This window comes from Dactylosporangium sp. NPDC000521, assembly GCF_042898305.1.
GTDB lineage: Bacteria > Actinomycetota > Actinomycetes > Mycobacteriales > Micromonosporaceae > Dactylosporangium.
Genome location: NZ_JBIAYW010000017.1, coordinates 81,971 through 100,491 on the forward strand (window position 1 = coordinate 81,971; position 18,521 = coordinate 100,491).

The 18,521-nt window shown below is 71.0% G+C and carries 20 protein-coding genes; 8 read left to right on the top strand and 12 right to left on the bottom strand.

Annotated elements, in window-relative coordinates; all coding sequences use genetic code 11:
* The first annotated feature begins 91 nt into the window (after window positions 1-91).
* Window positions 92-301 (top strand): DUF664 domain-containing protein, encoded by a 210-nt coding sequence (locus ACFY3L_RS39815; RefSeq protein ID WP_389337061.1) that lies wholly within the window; start codon window positions 92-94, stop codon window positions 299-301.
* Here ACFY3L_RS39815 and ACFY3L_RS39820 read toward each other — a convergent pair.
* The 4 genes from ACFY3L_RS39820 to ACFY3L_RS39835 are packed head-to-tail and all read right to left on the bottom strand — an operon-like array spanning window position 270 to window position 3,806.
* On the bottom strand, window positions 270-1,457 hold the full coding sequence (locus tag ACFY3L_RS39820; protein ID WP_389336718.1) for an ABC transporter permease: 1,188 nt from the start codon (window positions 1,455-1,457) through the stop codon (window positions 270-272). The two genes, ACFY3L_RS39815 and ACFY3L_RS39820, sit on opposite strands and share 32 nt — an antisense overlap.
* The gene (locus tag ACFY3L_RS39825) at window positions 1,454-2,149 is read right to left on the bottom strand and encodes an ABC transporter ATP-binding protein (protein WP_389336721.1); all 696 of its coding nucleotides are present in this window, start codon (window positions 2,147-2,149) and stop codon (window positions 1,454-1,456) included. The genes ACFY3L_RS39820 and ACFY3L_RS39825 overlap by 4 nt, the downstream gene beginning before the upstream one ends.
* Window positions 2,146-3,237 carry a peptidoglycan-binding protein gene (locus ACFY3L_RS39830; protein ID WP_389336724.1) on the bottom strand — a complete coding sequence of 364 codons (1,092 nt, stop codon included), beginning with the start codon at window positions 3,235-3,237 and terminating at the stop codon, window positions 2,146-2,148. Before ACFY3L_RS39830 ends, ACFY3L_RS39825 begins: the two co-directional genes overlap by 4 nt.
* Before the next feature lie 44 nt (window positions 3,238-3,281).
* A complete protein-coding gene (locus tag ACFY3L_RS39835; RefSeq protein WP_389336727.1) occupies window positions 3,282-3,806 on the bottom strand; it encodes a hypothetical protein in 525 nt (174 codons plus the stop codon).
* A gap of 110 nt (window positions 3,807-3,916) precedes the next feature.
* Here ACFY3L_RS39835 and ACFY3L_RS39840 point away from each other — a divergent pair, with 110 nt between their 5' ends.
* Together ACFY3L_RS39840 and ACFY3L_RS39845 are read left to right on the top strand one after the other, a co-directional pair.
* Window positions 3,917-5,179 (top strand): sensor histidine kinase, encoded by a 1,263-nt coding sequence (locus ACFY3L_RS39840; RefSeq protein ID WP_389336730.1) that lies wholly within the window; start codon window positions 3,917-3,919, stop codon window positions 5,177-5,179.
* The gene (locus tag ACFY3L_RS39845; protein WP_389336733.1) at window positions 5,176-5,826 is read left to right on the top strand and encodes a response regulator; all 651 of its coding nucleotides are present in this window, start codon (window positions 5,176-5,178) and stop codon (window positions 5,824-5,826) included. The genes ACFY3L_RS39840 and ACFY3L_RS39845 overlap by 4 nt, the downstream gene beginning before the upstream one ends.
* 412 nt (window positions 5,827-6,238) lie before the next feature.
* Here ACFY3L_RS39845 and ACFY3L_RS39850 read toward each other — a convergent pair whose 3' ends face one another.
* The gene (locus tag ACFY3L_RS39850) at window positions 6,239-7,015 is read right to left on the bottom strand and encodes an alpha/beta fold hydrolase (RefSeq protein WP_389336736.1); all 777 of its coding nucleotides are present in this window, start codon (window positions 7,013-7,015) and stop codon (window positions 6,239-6,241) included.
* 177 nt (window positions 7,016-7,192) lie between these two features.
* Window positions 7,193-7,540, bottom strand: coding sequence for an SMI1/KNR4 family protein (locus tag ACFY3L_RS39855; protein WP_389336739.1), 348 nt, complete (start codon window positions 7,538-7,540; stop codon window positions 7,193-7,195).
* Window positions 7,541-7,815: 275 nt separating this feature from the next.
* Between ACFY3L_RS39855 and ACFY3L_RS39860 the strand changes: the two genes are divergently transcribed.
* A complete protein-coding gene (locus tag ACFY3L_RS39860; protein ID WP_389336742.1) occupies window positions 7,816-8,217 on the top strand; it encodes a hypothetical protein in 402 nt (133 codons plus the stop codon).
* A gap of 266 nt (window positions 8,218-8,483) precedes the next feature.
* Here the strand turns inward: ACFY3L_RS39860 and ACFY3L_RS39865 are convergent, their stop codons facing one another.
* Entirely contained in the window at window positions 8,484-8,780 is a 297-nt protein-coding gene (locus tag ACFY3L_RS39865; RefSeq protein ID WP_389337076.1) for a hypothetical protein, read from the bottom strand.
* Between the two features lie 208 nt (window positions 8,781-8,988).
* Here ACFY3L_RS39865 and ACFY3L_RS39870 point away from each other — a divergent pair, with 208 nt between their 5' ends.
* Window positions 8,989-12,708, top strand: coding sequence for a hypothetical protein (locus ACFY3L_RS39870; RefSeq protein WP_389337064.1), 3,720 nt, complete (start codon window positions 8,989-8,991; stop codon window positions 12,706-12,708).
* Window positions 12,709-12,728: 20 nt separating this feature from the next.
* A complete protein-coding gene (locus tag ACFY3L_RS39875; RefSeq protein WP_389336744.1) occupies window positions 12,729-13,160 on the top strand; it encodes a hypothetical protein in 432 nt (143 codons plus the stop codon).
* Here the strand turns inward: ACFY3L_RS39875 and ACFY3L_RS39880 are convergent.
* The 4 genes from ACFY3L_RS39880 to ACFY3L_RS39895 all read right to left on the bottom strand — a co-directional run bounded on the left by ACFY3L_RS39880 (window position 13,115) and on the right by ACFY3L_RS39895 (window position 15,648).
* Window positions 13,115-13,369, bottom strand: coding sequence for a hypothetical protein (locus ACFY3L_RS39880; RefSeq protein WP_389336747.1), 255 nt, complete (start codon window positions 13,367-13,369; stop codon window positions 13,115-13,117). The genes ACFY3L_RS39875 and ACFY3L_RS39880 overlap by 46 nt on opposite strands.
* A gap of 39 nt (window positions 13,370-13,408) precedes the next feature.
* Window positions 13,409-14,212, bottom strand: a complete 804-nt coding sequence (locus tag ACFY3L_RS39885; RefSeq protein ID WP_389336750.1) for a maleylpyruvate isomerase family mycothiol-dependent enzyme — start codon at window positions 14,210-14,212, stop codon at window positions 13,409-13,411.
* Window positions 14,213-14,633: 421 nt separating this feature from the next.
* Window positions 14,634-15,092: a DUF6114 domain-containing protein gene (locus tag ACFY3L_RS39890; protein ID WP_389336753.1), complete on the bottom strand. Its 459-nt coding sequence runs from the start codon at window positions 15,090-15,092 to the stop codon at window positions 14,634-14,636.
* A 1-nt stretch (window position 15,093) separates the two neighbouring features.
* On the bottom strand, window positions 15,094-15,648 hold the full coding sequence (locus ACFY3L_RS39895; protein WP_389336756.1) for a DUF6230 family protein: 555 nt from the start codon (window positions 15,646-15,648) through the stop codon (window positions 15,094-15,096).
* Window positions 15,649-15,929: 281 nt separating this feature from the next.
* On the opposite strand from ACFY3L_RS39895, the gene ACFY3L_RS39900 reads away from it, so the two are divergent.
* Together ACFY3L_RS39900 and ACFY3L_RS39905 are read left to right on the top strand one after the other, a co-directional pair.
* Entirely contained in the window at window positions 15,930-16,850 is a 921-nt protein-coding gene (locus tag ACFY3L_RS39900) for a hypothetical protein (protein ID WP_389336759.1), read from the top strand.
* Between the two features lie 35 nt (window positions 16,851-16,885).
* Window positions 16,886-17,563, top strand: coding sequence for a Tat pathway signal sequence domain protein (locus ACFY3L_RS39905; RefSeq protein WP_389336761.1), 678 nt, complete (start codon window positions 16,886-16,888; stop codon window positions 17,561-17,563).
* Between the two features lie 115 nt (window positions 17,564-17,678).
* On the opposite strand, the gene ACFY3L_RS39910 is transcribed toward ACFY3L_RS39905, so the two are convergent.
* Entirely contained in the window at window positions 17,679-18,521 is an 843-nt protein-coding gene (locus ACFY3L_RS39910) for a hypothetical protein (protein ID WP_389336764.1), read from the bottom strand.

Consider the following 18,521-nt stretch of genomic DNA (forward strand, 5'->3'; position numbering starts at 1 on the left):
TGCCCTCGGCCTCGACACCGCCGGGTGCGACGGGCCCGCCGTCGGCGGTGACAGCAGCTTCGTCGTCGCCGGCGACGAGACCCTGGCCGGCGTGATCGCCGAGTTCGAACGGGCCGGCGAGCGCTCCCGCACGATCGCCGCCGGCTTCGACCTCGACGACACCAGGCCCCACCCCGCCGCCGGCGACGTCAGCCTCCGGTTCGTCCACCTGCTGCTGATCGAGGACTTCGCCCGCCACGCCGGCCATGGCGACATCCTCCGCGAGCAGCTCACGCGGTCCGCAGAGCGTCGGTCGGGTTGAGGCGGGCGGCCCTGACCGCCGGGTAGACGCCCGCGGCGACGCCGATCAGCAGGGTGGCGGCGAAGCCGCCGGCGACCGCTGACAGCGGCACGAGCGGATGCCAGTCGCGGTACGCGGCGACGGCGTGCGTGACGGCCGCGCCGAGGATGACGCCGGTGAGGCCGCCCAGCAGGGACAGCAGAAGGGACTCGGTCATGAACTGGGCGGTGATGTGGCGGCGGGCGGCGCCCAGGGCGCGGCGCAGGCCGATCTCGGTGCGACGCTCCAGGACCGAGATGACCATGACGTTGGCGACGCCGACGCCGCCGACGAGCAGGGCCACCGCGCCGAGGCCGAGCAGCAGGGACGTGATGGAGTCCGCGACGAGCAGCCGGGAGGCCAGGGCGTCGGAGGGGCGGCTCACGTTGACGCTGTTCGGCTCGGCGGGGTTGACGGCCCGGGCCAGCATCCCGGCGACCGGGGCCGTCCGGGCGGTGTCCGCGCGGACGTACAGGCGCGTCGGGTGGCCGTCGTAGCCGAAGTACGAGGCGGCCGCCGGCAGGCCGATCAGCGCGGCCCGGTCGATCTCGGGGGCGAGCTCGAACGGGCGCAGCACCCCCGCGACGGTGAACCAGTGCTCACCCAGCCAGACGCGCGTACCGGCGTCGACCTGGGCGATGCCGAGCACCGTCGCCGCGTCGTGACCGAGGACAACGACGGGATACCGGGCGGTGGCGTCGTTGAGGAAGACGCCGATGGCCAGGTGGCCGTCGAGCGTGTCGAGCAGCGACGGTTCGGTGGCGCGGACCTCGACACCGCCGCCGCGGTAGGCGGGCACCATGTCGGTGCGGAACACCTGCAGGCGCGGCACGCCCGCGGTCGCGGTCACCTTCAGGACGCCGTCGGTGCGGGCGGCGCCGGTCACCGAGGACACGGGCAGCTTCGCCTCGTCGCCGCCGATGCGGGTGCCGTTGGCGACGGTGAGCAGGTTGGTGCCGAGGCGGTCGATGCGGGCGAGGAGGTCGGCCTGGCTGGAGCGGGTGATGCCGAGGACACCGACGATGGCGGCGACGCCGATCGCGATGCCCAATGTGGACAGTGCGGCGCGCATGGGGCGGCTGCGCATGCCGATGCTTGCCAGCGGGAGCAGGTCGGCGGCGCGTACACGGGATCTCATCCGGTCCGTCCAGTCAGCGTGTCGGCGACGATCCGGCCGTCGCGGAGGTCGACCCGGCGCGGGCAGGCCTCCGCGACGACGGCGTCGTGGGTGATGACGAGCAAGGTCACGCCGTCCGCGTGCAGTTGCCGCAGCAGCGCGAGGATCTGCCCGCCGGTCGTGCTGTCGAGGTTGCCGGTGGGCTCGTCGGCGAGGATCAGCGCGGGGCGGCCCACGAGCGCGCGGGCGATGGCGACGCGCTGCCGTTCCCCGCCGGACAGCTTGCCGGCCGGGTGGTCGACGCGGTGCGCGAGACCGACGCGGTCGAGGGCGTCGGCCGCCGCCCGCCTTCTCGACGAGGCGCGCACGCCGCGGTACAGCAGGCCGTCGGCCACGTTGTCGGCCGCGGACCGGTGGTCCATCAGGAAGAACTGCTGGAACACGACGCCGAGCGTGTGCGCCCGCAGGCCGGACAGCTGCCCGTCCGTCAGGCCCTCCACGGCCTGGCCCGCCAGGCGCACCGAGCCGCTCGTCGGCCGGTCCAGCCCCGCGGCGAGGTTCAGCAGCGTCGTCTTGCCGGACCCCGACGGTCCCACCACGGCGACCATCTCCCCGGCGGCGACGGTCAGGTCCACGCCCCGCAACGACTCGACGGGCGGGGTGCCGGGGTACGTGCGCGCTGCCCGTACCAGAGCCAGAACGGCATCGGTCATGTCGTGGGCACCTCGACGCGCATGCCCTCGGTGAGGTCGCCGCCGGTGATCTCGACCATGCCGCCGTTCTCGTCGAAGAGCCCCGTCGTGACCGTGACCAGGCGCCGGCCGGACTCGTCGACGACCGCGACCTGGTAGCCGCCGGCGGCGTCGGCGAGCAGGGCGGTCACCGGCAGCCGCAGCACGTTCCTGCGCTGCGACCCCGTGATCGACACCTGGACGGGCGCCTGGTCGAGCGCGGGCGCGTCGGCCGGCATCGTCAGGGTGACCACCATCGGCACGGTCGCCGGCGCCGGCCGGCCGTTGTCGCCCTGCTCCGCCGCGGTCGCGACCGTGCCGACCTCGCGGACGGTGCCCGGGACAGGGGTGTTCAGGCCGGGCACGTTGACGATGACCGGGTCGCCGGCGTGGACGGTGCCCTGCCGGCCGGCGGTCAGCGCGACGCGGACCACGCGGGCGGTCGTCGTCGCCGACAGCATCGGCTCGCCGGGCCCGGCGGACGCGCCGACCTGGACGAGGGCCGCGCCGACCCGCACCGCGCCGGGCAGGAACGCGACCTGCCCGAGCGGCAGCCGTCCGGTGCGCTGCGCGACCGGCAGGCCGCGGGCCGCCTGCCAGCGCCGGACCGCCGTCGCGGTGGCGTCGGTGAAGTGCCGGTCGACGGTGATGCCGTGGCCGGGGTCCATCCCCAGGGCGACCAGGTTCTGCTCCAGCTGCAGCACGTCGGCGCCGTCGCTCATGCCTGCGGCCAGCTCCCGGTACGCGGGCACGGCACCGTAGAGCAGCGTCGCCGGGACGCCGGCCACCGCGTAGAGGTCGGCGCCGCGGACGACCGCGGTCCCGGGCGCCGGCACGGCGGTGACGACGCCACCCGGGAGCTGGTTCACGACGGTGTACGCGCCGTCGAAGCCCAGCACGCCGGCGACCTGGACGCGGGTGGTCACGTCGCCGCGGGTCACCGGTGCCGTCGTCGTGCGTACCTGGGGCGCGGCGACGCTTTCGGGCTTCTGCGGGCGGGTCATCGCCCAGCCGGCCACTCCCGCCGCCAGCAGCGCGCTGCCGGCCGCGACCGTCGTCCGTCCCCTCATGCGACCGTTCATGCGACCGTTCATGAGACGGCTCGTGAGACGGCTCATGAGACGGCGATCTTCTTGTCGTAGATGCCCTTGCAGGCGTCCATGGCGGTCAAGACCCGCTCGCTCTTGCCTTCGTTCTCCAGCGGTGTACCGACGAGCGGGAACGTGCCGTCCGCCTTCGGGTCGGGAAAGCCGTCGATGCCGTGGTCCCGCATGCACTTGGCGAACGCCTTGAGCTTCTCCATGTCCGCGGCGCTGGGCGGCTCGGCGGAGCGGGGCGTGCCGAGCGCCGCCATCTCGTCCATGATCGCCTTGCACTCGGGGACCTGCTCCTGCAGCGCCCTCAGCTGCTCCTTGACGTCGCGCCCGTCACCCGGCCAGACGAGGCGGTCGCCGTTGGCCTCTATCTGCGGGTCGGGCATGTCGGGGTATCCGTGATCGCGGGCGCACTGGGCGAGGCGGCGGCCCACGTCCAGGGCCTGCTGGGTGCTGACCACGCTGGGGTCCGGCTGCTCGGCCGCCGGGGAGCAGCCGGCCAGGAGCGCCACCAGGGCCAGCGCCAGGAACGGTCTCGGTGTCATGCGCCAACGCTCCCGCGCGGAGCCGGCCTCCCGCGTCTGGCCGCGGACCGATCTTCGGGGTCTGTCGTGCGACAGATCCGCAGTGGGCGCGTCACACGTACGCTCGGACGATGCAACGCCTGCTGGACGCGTCGCTCATCGCCTTGCTGGTCGTCGCCACGTTGCTGTGGAGCGACGCGCTCCTGCTGTTCGGCGAGCCGGACTTCAAGGTGCTCTCGACGTTCGGCAGCGCCGCCGCCTGGCGCCTGCACACGCTGTGGTGGAGCCTCGCCGCCATCCCGTCGGCGGTCGCGATCGTCCTGCGGCACCGCTGGCCGCTGACCGCGACGATCCTGGCGATCTGCGCGGCCGTGGTGCACCTGCTCGACCCGGTCCTGAAGTCGCCGCCGACCGACGTCGCGGTCCTGATCACCATGTACGCCCTGACCAGCTCGGAACACCGTCGCCAGACGGTGCTGGCGACACTGGTCGCGACCGAGGCGCTGCTGTTCACCGGTGCCCTGGTCAACGGGGCCGGCATCACACCGTCGCTGTGGGACTCCTTCGGCCGGGTGTCGAAGGTCTTCTACGCCGCCGCCCACGGCGACGCGGTGCCGATGGTGGTGCGCGCGCTGCAGTCCGCGGCCGTGCCCGCCCTGCTGCTCGCCGCCACCTGGGCCGTCGCGGACAGCGCCCGCACCCGGCGGCTGCACGTCGCGGTCCTGCAGGCCCGCACCGACGACCTGGAGCGCGAGCAGGAGCAGCGCACCGCCCTCGCCGTCGCCTCCGAACGCGGCCGCATCACCCGCGAGCTGCACGACGTCGTCGCGCACGGCCTGTCGGTGATGGTCATCCAGGCCCAGGGCGCGAAGGCGATGCTGCACCGCTCCCCCGAGCGCTCCGACGCCGCGCTCGCCACGATCGTCACCACCGGCCGCGCCTCGCTCGCCGAGATGCGCCGGCTGCTCAACCTGGTCCGCTCCCCCTCCGACACGTTGCTGGTGCCACAGCCGAGCCTCGCCACGCTGCCCGAGCTGATCGACCGCGTCCGAGCCAGCGGCGTGCCTGTCACCTTCAGCGTGGCCGGTGCGCCGGCGACCCTGCCCGCGGTGATCGAGCTGGCTGCCTACCGGATCGTGCAAGAGGCTCTGACGAACACGCTCAAACACGCCACGCCGGGCGCCTCCTGTACGGTGCGGCTCACCTTCGACCCGTCCGGCCTGCGGATCCTCGTCTGCGACGACGGCCGCGCCGCCGCGTCCTCGATGCCCGGCAACGGCTTGCGGGGCATCGCGGAACGGGTCGCCGCCCTCAACGGCGTCCTGGCCGCCGGCCCGGCCCCCGACGGCGGGTTCGAGGTGTCGGCGTTCCTGCCACTGGAGCTCGTCGCATGATCCGCGTCCTGCTCGCCGACGACCAGTCCCTCGTCCGCGCCGGCTTCCGCATGATCCTCGACGGCACCGACGACCTGCTCGTGGTCGGCGAGGCCGCCGACGGTCTGCAGGCGCTCTCCGTCGCCGCGTCGGTGTCCCCGGACGTGATCCTGATGGACGTCCGCATGCCAGGCGTCGACGGCATCGAGGCCACCCGCCGCCTCCGGACCGCCCTCCCCCCGTCCGCCCCACCCCATGTGATCATCCTGACCACGTTCGACCTCGACGAGTACGTCTACGCCGGCCTCCGCGCGGGCGCCGCCGGCTTCCTGCTCAAGGACGCCCTCGACACCGAGCTGACGCAGGCGGTCCGCGCCGTCGCCGGCGGCCACAACGTCGCCGCCCCGACGGTGACCCGACGCCTGGTCCAGCACTTCGTCTCCACCGACCCGCGCCCCTTGGACCTGGTGCCCATCGACGTCCTGACCGCCCGCGAACGCGACGTGCTGGCACTGATCGCCCAGGGCATGTCCAACCAGGAGATCGCCACCCGCCTGACCATCTCCGAAGGCACGGTCAAGACCCACGTCAGCCGCATCCTGGCCAAGCTCGGCCTCCGCGACCGCATCCACGCCGTCATCTACGCCCACCGCACCGGCGCCGCCTGACCACCCGGCTATGGACAGATGGGGCCGGTGGCGGTGCAGCTGTCGTTCCCGCCGCGTCGCTCGCACAACGAGAACGTCACCGCGTCCCGCAGATCCTGCCCGACGTCGTCGCGCTCACCGAACGCCTCACCGTTGCGAGGGCCGGGCCACGATGCCGTCCAGGCGGTGCAGGCCACCCGACAGGTACTCGCCGGCGAAGTGCCGCAGGTTCTCCGCACCGCCACTGGCTGACAAACGCCGTTGCGTCAAGCGCCGGGTGGATCGGTCAAGCGGCACTGGCTGCGGCGAACGACGTTGGCGGGTCAGAGATGTAGGTTCGCAACCTCAGTGACGTTTCTCAAGATCGCGTCGCGTTCGGTGTCGTCTGCGACATCGAACACAAGAGTGTCCCGGCGTGGTTCGCGGCGGGCCATCACCAGCCTGCCTTCGCCAGTGCGGCTGACAGTTGCGGGGCGATCAGGTCTGCGTCGGCCAGGGCTCCGATGTGGTCGTGGCCCTCGAGTTCAATGAGTTCGAAGCCGGCTCGACGCAGCTCGTCGGCGTGGTTGCGGATGTTGCGGGCGATGGCGGCTCCGCCCACGAAGTCGTACATGCGGCAGTCCGGTTCGCAGTCCCGGCTGCCGTACCAGAGGATCTTGGGTCCGGTCATGGCGGTCAGCGCGACCATGTCGTCGCGGCTGCCCCATTCCCGGTAGAGCAACCGGCCGAGGTGGTGGTCGGCGGCGCTGTCGGGAAGTCCCGCCTGGATGAGAGCAGCGCGTGCTCCTTCCTCGAACCCGAGCCAGTAGTCGCAGCTGGCGAGGAGCGGGAAGCCTCCGATCATGAGGCCGATGACCCGGTGGCTGATTGGTCCGAGAAAGGCAGCCAGAGCGGCCATGCCGGAATAGCCGGCGAGTACGAAGTCCGTCACGCCAGCCGCGTCGGCGACCGCGTGCAGGTCGGCGATTTCGACGTCCAGAGGGTACTGGGCCCAGGATGTCGGCTCCCACTGGCCGCTGGCATCCGGCTCAGGCTCCATGACACCGACGACTTGCCGTGGCTTGTACCGGACGACTCGGTGCTGGTCGCTCAGCGCCGCGCCGAGAGCCGCGAACTCGTTCCGAAGCCTGGCCGGCATGATGATTGCGGGACCGTCGCCTACCACGTCGTACCACAGCTTGTATCCGTCGTGGGCGGCGGCGATCGGCACTGGGCTCTCCGGCATAGGTTCGCGGATCAGGCGATCAGGCTAACGCGGCAGAGGTTGAACGGCCGACATATCGCGAGGAGCTGACCGGCGTGTTGTTGACTGGTCTCGATATCTGACGGCGACGCGTCCATCGAGGATGACGGCTTTGATCGAGGCGTAGGTCGTCTCGGCCAGGGTCTACCGCAGCCGCTGCTGCACTGCCCGCGTCTCCGCCAGCACGGCGTCAACCAGGTCGAACGCGTAGAGGTTACCACCGACGTCCGACGCCACCGGAAGCATCCACGCGGGCAGCCGTCCATCAAAAACCTGGATCTTCTTCCAAATGTTCGTCGGATAGGACGCGCCCTCACAGACACCGAAGATCGCGTTGACTGCATACACGTTGTCTTCGAGCCATCCCCCGTCCTGCGCTGCCAGATAGGCGCGATACTCACCGGGCAAGTCCCGCCCGACGAGCGCCTCCAGCCGACGAACGTCAGCTTCGGGCGCCGGAGGGTCGCTCTTCGCATAGCGCACACCGGCCACGTCCAACCACTCTCTATCAAGGCTTGCCCGCCTGCATACAGCGGCGGCGAAGTCCGAGGGCGCTGCCGCATGTTGTGCTTGCGGCCGCCGGTGTTGATGCGGTCCAAGCGGCGCTTGCACGTAGCACAATATCTTTCCGGTGAGGTGTGTCGGATAGGCTGACGGTCTTCTGGGCGCTTCGCCCGAGTCGCAGGGGTGATCGACCGATGCCGCTGCCGATGACCACGGCGCTACCGTTGTGCGATCGAAGTCAATGATCGGCGTCAGGAGTCCGCGTGGAGATTGTCCTGCGTCTCGGTGAACCGGCCACCAGCGACGACTATCGCGCGTTGCGGGCGGAACTCCTGGAACGTGACGTGGTCGACGTCTCTCTGACGCAGCGACCGCCGGATCCGGGCACCCTCGGCCCGGTCGTCGATGCGCTGCAGGTGGTGTTCGGCTCGGGAGCGGTCCTGTCCCCCGTTGCGGCCGCTGTCGTCACCTGGATACGGCACCGCAGCACCGATATCGACGTCGAGCTCACCGCCGCCGACGGCCGTAGCGTCACGGTCTCGGCCAAGCGGGTCCGTGGTTTGCGGTCCGAGGATCTGCTGGCCGAGATCAGCCGGATGCGAGCCGGTCTGGAGGCCCCGCCAACGGACGAGCAACCCGGAGACCAGCCGTCGGGACGGGACTGACCGGTGGCCGCCGGCGTGCTGCCCGATCTGTCGTCAGCGGGCTGCCGGGCGGTGATCCTGGCGACGGCGACGCACCCGGACAGCTCCACGTTGCCGTCGGTGCCGTCGGCCGCCACGAGCGCAGAGCGGCTCGGACGTGCCCTGGTCGAGCGGTGTGGTCTCCCGGTCGAAGCACTGAGCATCGTGCACGACCCGCTCGACCCGCGTGACGCCGCAGCGGCGATCATGGCGGCCGCGGCCCAGGCCGACGACGTGCTGGTGGTGTACTACATCGGGCACGGCGTCCTGTCCCCCGGCGGTGACCTGCACCTGGCCGTGCAGGTCACGGACGCGCTGCGGCCCGGAGCAGTCGCGGCGTACGAGGCGCTGCCGTACTCGGCCGTGTGCGACGCGCTCGTGGCCTCGCCGGCCCGGTCGGTCGTCGTGGTGCTCGACTGCTGCTTCTCCGGACGGGCCGGGCCGCCCCGGCGGCGGGACTGCGTGGTCCTCGCCTCCGCGGGCGGCGAGGAAGTCGCACTCGCGCCGGAGGGCGCGGAGCTGACGACCTTCACCGGTGGGCTCATCGAGCTCCTGGAACGCGGCGACCCGACCGGGCCACGCTGGCTGACCGTCGGCTACGCCGCGCGGTGGCTGCGCCGCCGGCACGAATCGGCCGGTCACCCTGTGCCGCGCGTGCTCAGCGTCGGCGCCGGCGCCGACCTGACGGTTGCCCGCAATGCCGCGTACCCGGTCGCCGACGACGGGAGCCTCGGCGAGCGGACGCCTCGCCCCGTGGAGCCGGTCGATGCCGAGTCACCCTATCGGGGCCTCACCAGTTACGGCATCGACGACGCGGCCGTGTACTTCGGCCGGGCCGAGCTGACCCGGACGATCCTGCAGCTGGCCGCGGCACGGGTGTATCGGCCGGGCCCGCTGGTGCTGGTCGGCCCGTCCGGTTCGGGGAAGTCGTCGTTGCTGCGGGCCGGGCTGCTCAGCGGGGTCCGCCGGGGCGAGCTCGAGGTCCCAGGCTCGGCGCGGTGGCCATGGGCGGTCGTGACCCCTGGAGCCGATCCCTTGACGGCGTTGGCCCGGCCGCTCGGCCCGCTGCTGGCCACCGCCATCAGCGAAGTCGCCGCCAAGCTGCGCACCGCGCCACGGCACACGGCTCGGCGGCTTGGTGAGGCACTGTCCGCGGGTGGGCCGTTGCCGTCCCGGATGCTGCTCGTCGTCGACCAGTTCGAGGAGATGTTCACGCTGTGCGCCGACGCTGCGGCCCGACGGGCGTTCGTGCTGGCACTGCGGGCCCTCAGTGACCCGGCGCCCGACGGCACCGACCCGCCGACGCTGCTGGTGGTCAGCGTCCGGGCGGACTTCTATGCCCGATGCACGGCCTATTCCTGGCTGGCCGATGCGCTGCGGGACTCCCAGGTACTCGTCACGCCGATGACCCGGGAGCAGCTGCGCGAAGTCGTCGTCCGGCCGGCCGAGACCGCGGGACTGCGGCTCGAGCGTGGTTTGACGGAGGTTGTGCTGCGCGATGCGGGAGCGGTCGGCGGCGAGGGCACCGGCGAGGTCGGCGTGCTGCCGCTGCTGTCCCACGCGATGCTCGGCACCTGGCAGGCCCGCCGCGGCAACCTGCTGACCGTCGAGGGCTACCAATCCACCGGAGGCATCGGCGGCGCGATCGCGCAGACGGCGGAGTCGCTGTACGGATCGCTTCTGGAGAGCGAGCGAGCCGACCTGCGCCGGCTGCTGTTGCGGATGGTGGCGGTCACCGACGGGGCGCTACCCGCGCGGAACCGGGTGCCCCGTGCGGACGTCGCCGACCATCGCCTGCTCGACCGGCTCATCGAGCTGCGGCTGGTCACCGCCAGCGACGCGTACGTCGAGATCGCGCACGAGGCGCTCATCCGCGAGTGGGTACGCCTGGACGCCTGGATCCGCGAAGACGGGGCCGACCTCGCACTCCGCCGCCAGCTGGGCGCCGCGGCGAATGCGTGGAACGCCGAAGGCCGCCATGATGCGGCCCTCTACGCCGGCCCCCGGCTCGCCGGTGCCAGGCACCGGGTCGAGGATCCCCGCCTTGGGCAGGAGCTGACTGCGCTTGAGCGGGACTTCCTGAAGGCGAGCATCCGGCTGAGCCGGCGGCGCATCCGCCGGTTGTACACCGTCATCGTCGGTCTGGCGACCGCCGTGCTGGTGGTAGTAGGGGCGGCTGGGTATGCGCTGCAACAGCGGCAGACCGTCCGGGACCAGCGGGCCGCGGCGACGCTCCAGGCCCTGCTGTCCACTCAGGCGCTGCTGCGCGGCACCGACTCGCGAACCGCGCTCCAGCTCGGCGTCGCGGCCTTGCGGCTGGGCGGCGGCCAACCGGCCCTGCAGTCGCTGCGCACGACGCTCACCGGCCCGCACTACGCCGGCGGGTTCACGGCCCCTGTGCAGGCATTCGACCCGGACAGCGCGACCGCGCTCGTGAAACCTGAATTGACCGAACCCAGCCAGACCTGGAACCTCGCCGATCCGGTTCATCCGCAGGTCGTGGCGCCCTCGACGTGCAGCGACCCCGAAGACGCCGTGGCGATCGGTCCAGGCGGGCACCTCATCGCGTACTTCCAGGGTGCCGAGCCCCGCCTTGTCCCCACCCAAGTGGAAACACTCAAGATCGGCGCCGAGGAACTCGTCGTCTGCGAACTTGGCCGGCCCGGCGCTCCCCCGCTGAGCGCCACCAGAATCGACGGGGTCCGCGAACTCAATTTTCGGTACGGCTTCGCCGCGGAGAACGCGACCTTCAGTCCGGACGGCCGCTGGATCGCCGCTGCGCACAGCTACGGCGGTCCGCTGACGCTCGTCGACGTGGCCGGCCGGTCGGCTTTCAGGCTCCAACTGCCGAAAGCGCTGGACTCGGCAGGCATGTTCGCCGCGGCGGCGTTCAGCCCGGACGGAACGACGCTCGCCGCCCTGTACGACGAAGGCGGTCTCTCCGCGATCGTCGATGACTCCTTCCTTGTCGTGTACGACGTGTCACGCCCGGGCACGCCGGCGCTGACGGCCACGATCAAGATCGCCACCGGGAGCCGGGCGACCGGGGCGTACTCGGTCGCGTTCCAGCCTGCCAGCCGGACCGTCGCGGTCGGCGCCGACCATGTGGTGCAGCTGTGGAACCTCGACGAGCCGAAGCGACCAGTCCAGCTTGCGGCGCTCAGCGGCGGCGCGCGGACATTCCGCACGGTGGCATTCAACGCCAACGGTACGTTGCTGGCCGCCGGAACGGACACGGGCGAGGTCCAAATCTGGTCCGTGCGTCCGCCGGCAACGATGGTGCCGCTCGGCAGCGTGACCGCCACAAGCGCCGAGTTCGTCCGGTTCGCCACCGATGGCCGAACTGTGATCGCGTCCGGTCGCAACGGCACGACTCTGGTCGATGTCGGGGTGCCAAACCTGCTCGCTCGCCTGGACCGGCCGGGCCCGATCGCCAGGCCACCGGTGTTCAATCACGACGGCAGTCTGCTCGTCTCCGTTGACGGCGCCCGCTTCGGCGACGACACCACCATCGCCGTATGGCGGGTCGCCGATCCGGCCCGGCCGGTCCTCGTCGCGGCGCCACGCACCGGAGTCGCGGAGGTCCACGCGGTGGCGTTCGCCCCGGACGACCACCGCATCCTCGTCGCGGGCGAATCAGCCGCGCTCTGGGACCTGACCGATCCTGCCCGGCCGACCCAGACCGCAGCGTGGCCGATACCGGAAGGGCCGGTCTACGCCGCCGCGTTCAGCCCAAGCGGCACCTTACTGGCAACGAGCACCGTCGAGGGTCTGCGACTGTGGCGGATGCAGCAGAACGCCGCACCGGTCGCGATGGCCGACGTACCCGGGCCTGATGACGACATCGTCAAGCTGCTCACGTTCCGGCGAGATGGGCAGTCCCTCCTCGCCGTCAGCGACGTCGAAAGCACCGTATGGGACGTGCGGCGGCCGCGATCCCCGAAGTCACGCATGCAGGTCCTGACCCGAACCGCGCATTTCGAGTACCACGCGATCACGCCGCTGATCGGCAAGGCGGTCTCCACCGACGGCGAGGTGCTCGCCATGTCCTATCCCAACGGCTTCACCGATCTGTGGCAGCTCGACCGGAGCAAGCCCACCGAGCCGTTCGATTCGATGCGGCTGGACACTGCGGTACAGGCGCCGGCAACGCTGTTCACCGCCGGCAATGTCTTTCTCCAGGCCGCGGAGGACGACACCCTCACCGTCTGGGACGCGCGTGGCACGACCACACCAGCAAGGGTCTTGACCGTGGACACGCCGGCCAGTGTCAACGCCATGGCCCTCAGCCCCGACCAGCACACCCTTGCCACCGCCGACAACGGTGGCATCTGGCTGTGGAATGTCGCCGGGGTGCTCACGGCAATCCAGGACCCGATAGCCATGGCGTGCGAGTTCACCGGGGCGACCATGCCCGGCGAACTGTGGGCGAAGTATGCCCCGGGTGTCTCCCCGATTCCACTGTGCGGCTGAGCCCTCCAGCTGACTGCGGAGTGAAGCCGATTGCGTCTGAGGTCGTCGTGCCGCAGCGATACTGGCGGCCGCTGCGGCGAGTGACCGCCGGCTACCCGAACCGTTCGAGAGCCTGGCGGACAGTCTCGTCGGAGATGTTCTCGCCCTCGATGGTGGCGGTGATCCGCCACGTGCGGCGGTTCTTCGACGACCTGGCGATGAACGTCAACGAGCTTCTGGTGCTGCCGAACGGAGCGGTGGCCGGCTACGTATTCGGCGCAGATCTCGATCCGGAGGCGCGGCGCGAGCACCAGGCGGAGGGGCTCTTCGGCCTCATGACGCTCCGCCTCGACCACACGTACGCCCAGATCGTGTGGCGGTTTGCCATGCAAATCGCCCGGATGTTCCAGGTGCAGACGGTCGAACCCTATGTTCCGCTGACCGTCGACGGCTTGAAGGACGCCTTCTCCTGACGGCCAGGACGGCAGTCGCCGTCCTCCAGCGGCTTCAGCCACAGCTGTTCAAGCTGACCGGGCAAACCGAATGCACCGAGATCGGCGTGGGCGATGTAGTTCTCCCGCCCCCGAGCGACCGGGTCGGGGTGAACCACGTAGATGACGTCCTGCTCGCCCACTCCATCTCCCACGGTCCAGGCCACACTCACGCCGAGCCGTCCGGTCACCGGCGCCGTAGAGCATATGGGCAGGCCGGTCGGTGCCGGTCAGCCGCTCACGTGGGCGGTGTGGTCGAGCCAGTGCTGGGCGAGGCCGGTGTCGCCGTCGATGCTGATGCCGGTGGCGTCGTGGTCGGTGAGAGCGAGTCGCCGGGTCAGGGTCAGCAGCAGCGATCCCGCCGGGCCGGTCATCGTCACATCGGCCTGCTGGGTTCCGAGCTTCCACGTCGCGCCGTCGGGACGCCGTTCGACGAACCAGGCGCCTGTGCCGTCCATGGTGTCGGTGGCCAGCCACTGCAGGGTCTGTCCGGTGCCGCGGAGGGCGTGGGCGGACTCGGGCCGCCGCATCTCCCACGTCGGGGAGGTGAGCATCGCGAGGTGGTTGCTGATGAGCGCGGCCGCGATGCCGGCGTCGATGTCGACCGGCCGGTCCGCCGCGGCCGCCGCGTCGAAGCCGTGGACGACCGCCTCGTTGAGCATGCTGAACATCCAGAAGCGCGTCCCGGTCCGCTCGTCGCCCGCCGCGTTGAAGACCGGCGCGTCGAGCGCGTCGTCGGAGCATGCGCTCGCGACCCGCTGCGCGGACTCCGACAGCCACGCCTGCCATTCGCGGGGATCGGCCGGGAGCGCGGCCATCTCCGTGGGCAGCTGCGTGGGGTCGGTGATGCGCCGCTCGATGATCTCCGCGACCCAGTGCTGGGTCTGACCCACGTGCCCGACCAGGTCACGGATGGTCCAATCCGGCGCTGTCGGCACGGCGGCGTCAGGCCCGGCCGCGGTGGCTGACTCCGCCAACCGCCGGGTGTGTTCGACGATCGCCCGCCGGGCATGCTCCGCATTCAGATCGGTCATGGAGTAGACAATTCCACAAACCGGAGGCTCAGCTGCTGCCATCTGTCGACTTGAGCACCCGGCACCGCGTCGTGGGCAGCGGAGACGACGCTGATGTGGTCCGCGCGTGTCGATAGCCAGGCTGACGCGGCTCGTGCCGCCGCCGGCCCGACCCGTCGATGCCACCGGCGACTGGGACCGGGTCCAGGCCGCGCTCGGATTGGCCCTGCCGGACGACTACAAGGTCCTGCTCGGAACGTACGGTCGCGGTCAGTTCGTTGACTTCGTGACACTTCTCAGCCCGTTCGGGCCGATGGCCACGCCGGATCGCCGGCGTCACCGAGCTTCGCGGCAGACCCATCTGGACATAGTCTTCGCGTGCCGTCCGATGCCGGTGGATGGCACGCGTGCGGCTTCTCGATCATCGTGGGCCGGCTACCACTCAGCGCGTTTCGGCCTCCCGCGACGTGTCGGCGGCGTGGTCCGGGTCGGCCGGGAGCGCGTCCGGTTCGGCGGCGGCGTCCGCGTCGGGCGGTGTCGGAGCGGGTGCGGGCTTTCGTGGCGGCACCTGCTGCCAGGAGAAGGCCAGGGAGCCGCCGATCATGCCTAGGAGCAGCCCGATCAGGAAGCCGCCGAGGTTGGATGTGACCCAGGAGGCGAAGGCCATGAGCAGGGCCAGGATCGAGTAGAACGTGCGGTTCTCCGGGCTGAACCAGAGCAGCACCCCGCACAGCAGCATGATGATGGGCACGAGATAGCCGGCCAGGCCCTGCATGCCGATGTGCAGCACCACCGGCAGCGGGGCCTTGACCGTCAGGAAGATCTCCACGGCGGCGACGACGATGAACAGCCCGCCCCAGAAGGGCCTGCTGCTCCGCCAGCGACGGAAGGAGCGGCGCAACTCAGCAGCCCTCGTCGCTGAAGCTCATGTGCAGGTTGGGCAGGATGAAGGTGGCGGCCGTGGTGGCGTAGTTGTTCTGCCGCAGGTGCTGGATGCGCACGGTCTCGGCCTGCTGGCCGAAGATGCCGATCCCGCCGGTGGCGCCGGGCACCCGGGTCAGCGTGCTGGCGTCCTGGCCGATGTCGATCGAGGTGAAGCTGGCGTCGCCGGAGATGAGGTCGGAGTCGACGATGAGCTTGGTGGCGGTGACCGGATGCTGGGCGTCGCCCGCGGTCAGCTTCAGGTTCGTCCCGCCCAGGTTGATGCTCTGGCACAGATTGGTCAGCTTGGCGTTGTCGACCGCCGAGACGATGAGGATCAGCTGACCCCCGGTGTCGCCCTCGTTGGGGCTGCCGGGCTCCATCGTGTCGAGCACCGCGTACTGCTCGAAGCCCGTGCCCTGCAGCTCGTCCGCGGTCACCACGAACGGCAGCCCGGACACCGAGAAGGAGGCGGCGATGACGCCTTGCCCGGTGAGCACCACAAGGGCGGCGGTGACTGCGGTGGAAATGCCCATGGTCAATGCGAATCGGCGCCAGCGGGTTTTTCCCTGCGGCTGTTCTTCCTGATCTTCGGCCTGGGTCATGGCGGGACCTCCACGCACTCGACGGACGGCAGTCACCCGGAAGTTACTCGCGGGTATTGATCAGGTCAACCCTGGTCGCACGTATTTCACGGATTGAAAACTCCGGCGGTTTTGATCTCTATGAACAGATCATCGCCGACCGATTTCTTGACGTTAGATACTCGACGGGTTTACAACTCGTCACACCCCGCCGAAATCCAGCAGGAGGTTCCATGCGCTCCAAACGTGTGTCCGCCGCGACCGCGGTGATGGCCGCCGGCGTCCTCGCGGTCTTCGGCACCCCGGCAAGTGCACATCCGGTGGCGGCCGCGAAGCCGACCGGCATCTACGCCGGGATGGGCAACTGCCCGCTGTCCAGCCCGGTCCTCGCCGACCCGGGCAACCAGCAGGTCGGCTGCGTCATCTCGGTGACCCGCGGCGGCAGCGTCACGATCGGCTCCACCACGGTCGCGCTCACCCAGCCGATCACGCTGCAGTTCGGCGTGTACTGGCCGGCGAGCGGACCCACGGTCGAGTTCCCGGACGGCACCGTGGCCAACGTGTTCAGCACCGTGCCGTCCGCCGACGGCAAGACGCTGACCTCGTCGCCGCTGCAGGTCCCGATCCCCGGGCTGGCCAACTTCCTGCCCGGCGTCACCAGCGCGTTCGCCCAGGTCGAGCTGGCCGGGCCGATCACCGAGTTCATCCCGCTCGCCACCGGCGAGCCCGCCCCGGTGTTCCGCCTGCCCATCAAGCTCCACCTGTTCAACGCGCTCTTCGGGCTGCGCTGCTACATCGGCTCGAACAGCAGCCCGATCGTGCTCGGCCCGACCACCGGCACGACCAGCCCGCCGCCGCCCAACGGCCCGATCACCGGGGACGCCGGCGTCATCGACCTCGCCTCGGACCCGAACGGCTACGGCGCCTTCGTCGTGTCGTTCTCCGGCGCGACGCTGGTGGACAACAGCGTCAGGGTGCCGGTGGCCAACGGCTGCGGCATCGGCGGTTCGCTGGACTGGGTCATCAACACCGTGTTCGGTCTGCCCGCCGCGGCCGGACGCAACACCGTCGTGTTCAGTCAGACGAACACGTCGCTGGCCGTCGACTCGAGCCTCGGCGACCTCAAGCAGGCCATCGCCGCGTCCGCGCACTGAACGGCCGCGGAATCCCGCACGAGAAAGGCCCCTCCATGCGCAAGCTCTGGACCCTGTCCGCCGCCGCGCTCACCGCGGTCCTGGCGGCCGGGCTGCTCCCCGCCGCGGCGCACGCCGCGACCGTCAACGTGCTGACCACCGTCAGCGTCGGCGGCCCCAACGTGGCCAACGGCGACGCGGTCAGCGCGCCGCTGAAGACCGGCACCACGGCCACGTTCTACAGCACGCCGGGCAGCTCGAGCTTCATCACGTGCACGGTGTCGAACTTCGGCGCCACCGTGACGAGCAACGTGCCCGCGCCCGGCACCGCCGGCGAGTCGCTGACCCTGCAGAACTTCTCGTCGTGCACGCCTACGGGCATCCCGACCGTCACCGCGGTGCAGAGCATCGTGGTGAACAACCTGCCGTACGCCACGACCGTGACCTCGCCGCCGAGCAACCAGGTCAAGGTGACGGGCACCGCGACATTCCCGATCCAGACGACCATGAAGCTCACGTCGGGCCTCGGCACCATCACCTGCGTCTACCGTGCCGACCTCAACCAGGTGCTGGGCGTGGCGAACAACGTCGGGCAGTCCATCACGTTCACGAACCAGAAGTTCAACCGCTTCTCGGGCCCGTCGGCGTGCTTCCCGAACGGCTACTTCAGCGCCGCCTACGGCCCGGTGAAGGACACCACCGTCGCCGGCAGCCCGCTGGTGTTCGTCAACTGAGTCAGCTGAGTCAACTGAAGCAGCTGAGGCAGCTGAGGCGCGCGAATCCACCCGTCGCGGGGTGTAAGGCGCGGTCCCGTCCTACCTGGACGGGGCCGCGCCCTTGAAGCGTGCCTCACGAGTTCTGGAAGACCGATTCGTACGGGCGGTGCGGGCAGGCGGTACAGGTGAAGACGTGGATGCTGCCGACGTCGCCGAGCATGAGGCCGGCCGGCTGGCGGAGGCGGTCCGCCGTCGAAGTCGGTGAGCGGTCCTCGACCGGCAGCCAGCGCTCCTGACCGGGGTCGTGCTCCAAGCTCGCCAGCGTCGCCAGGTGGGTCATGGTGGTGGCGCAGGACGGGCAGGCCGGCCACTCCGGGAGCTGGCACCAGCTGGGGTAGCCGCCGAGCTTCGTGCCGGGGGCGACGGACAGCTCGGCGTCGAAGTCGTGGCGGGTGGCCGACCGGATGGCGTAGTACAGGTCGCGGGGCAGGTCCCAGTTCGGGTATTCGAGGACCGGCTCGGGACTGACGACGCACGGGCTCGGCACAGTGGCACGGGGGCTGGCGTGGTGCGGCGCGGGGATCGCCGCGAGCAGGTCGAGCCCGGCGCTGTCGCGCCAGTCGACGCGCGGAACCGGGGCGCTGTACGGGTCGTGGTCGAACGGGCACCACGCGACCTGCAGCACGTCCGTCCCCGGCGGGTACGGCAGTTGCGGGACGTCGCGGGCGTAGATCTGCAGGACCGGGACGTACGGCACCGGAGCGTGCGGGGCGCCGTCGAAGGTGTGGTCCCACCGGCCGGGGTGACAGTACGGCCAGGGCTCGCCGAGGGGCCACGCGAGCGGGCCGCCGAGCGAGCTGTCGGCGACGGTCGGGGCGCCGGGGCGCGGGTGCAGGCGGACGGCCTGCCGCGCGTACGCCGCGAGCGCGGGCACCAGCGCCGTGACGTCGACGGGTGGTAGCGGGGTGGTCGGCAT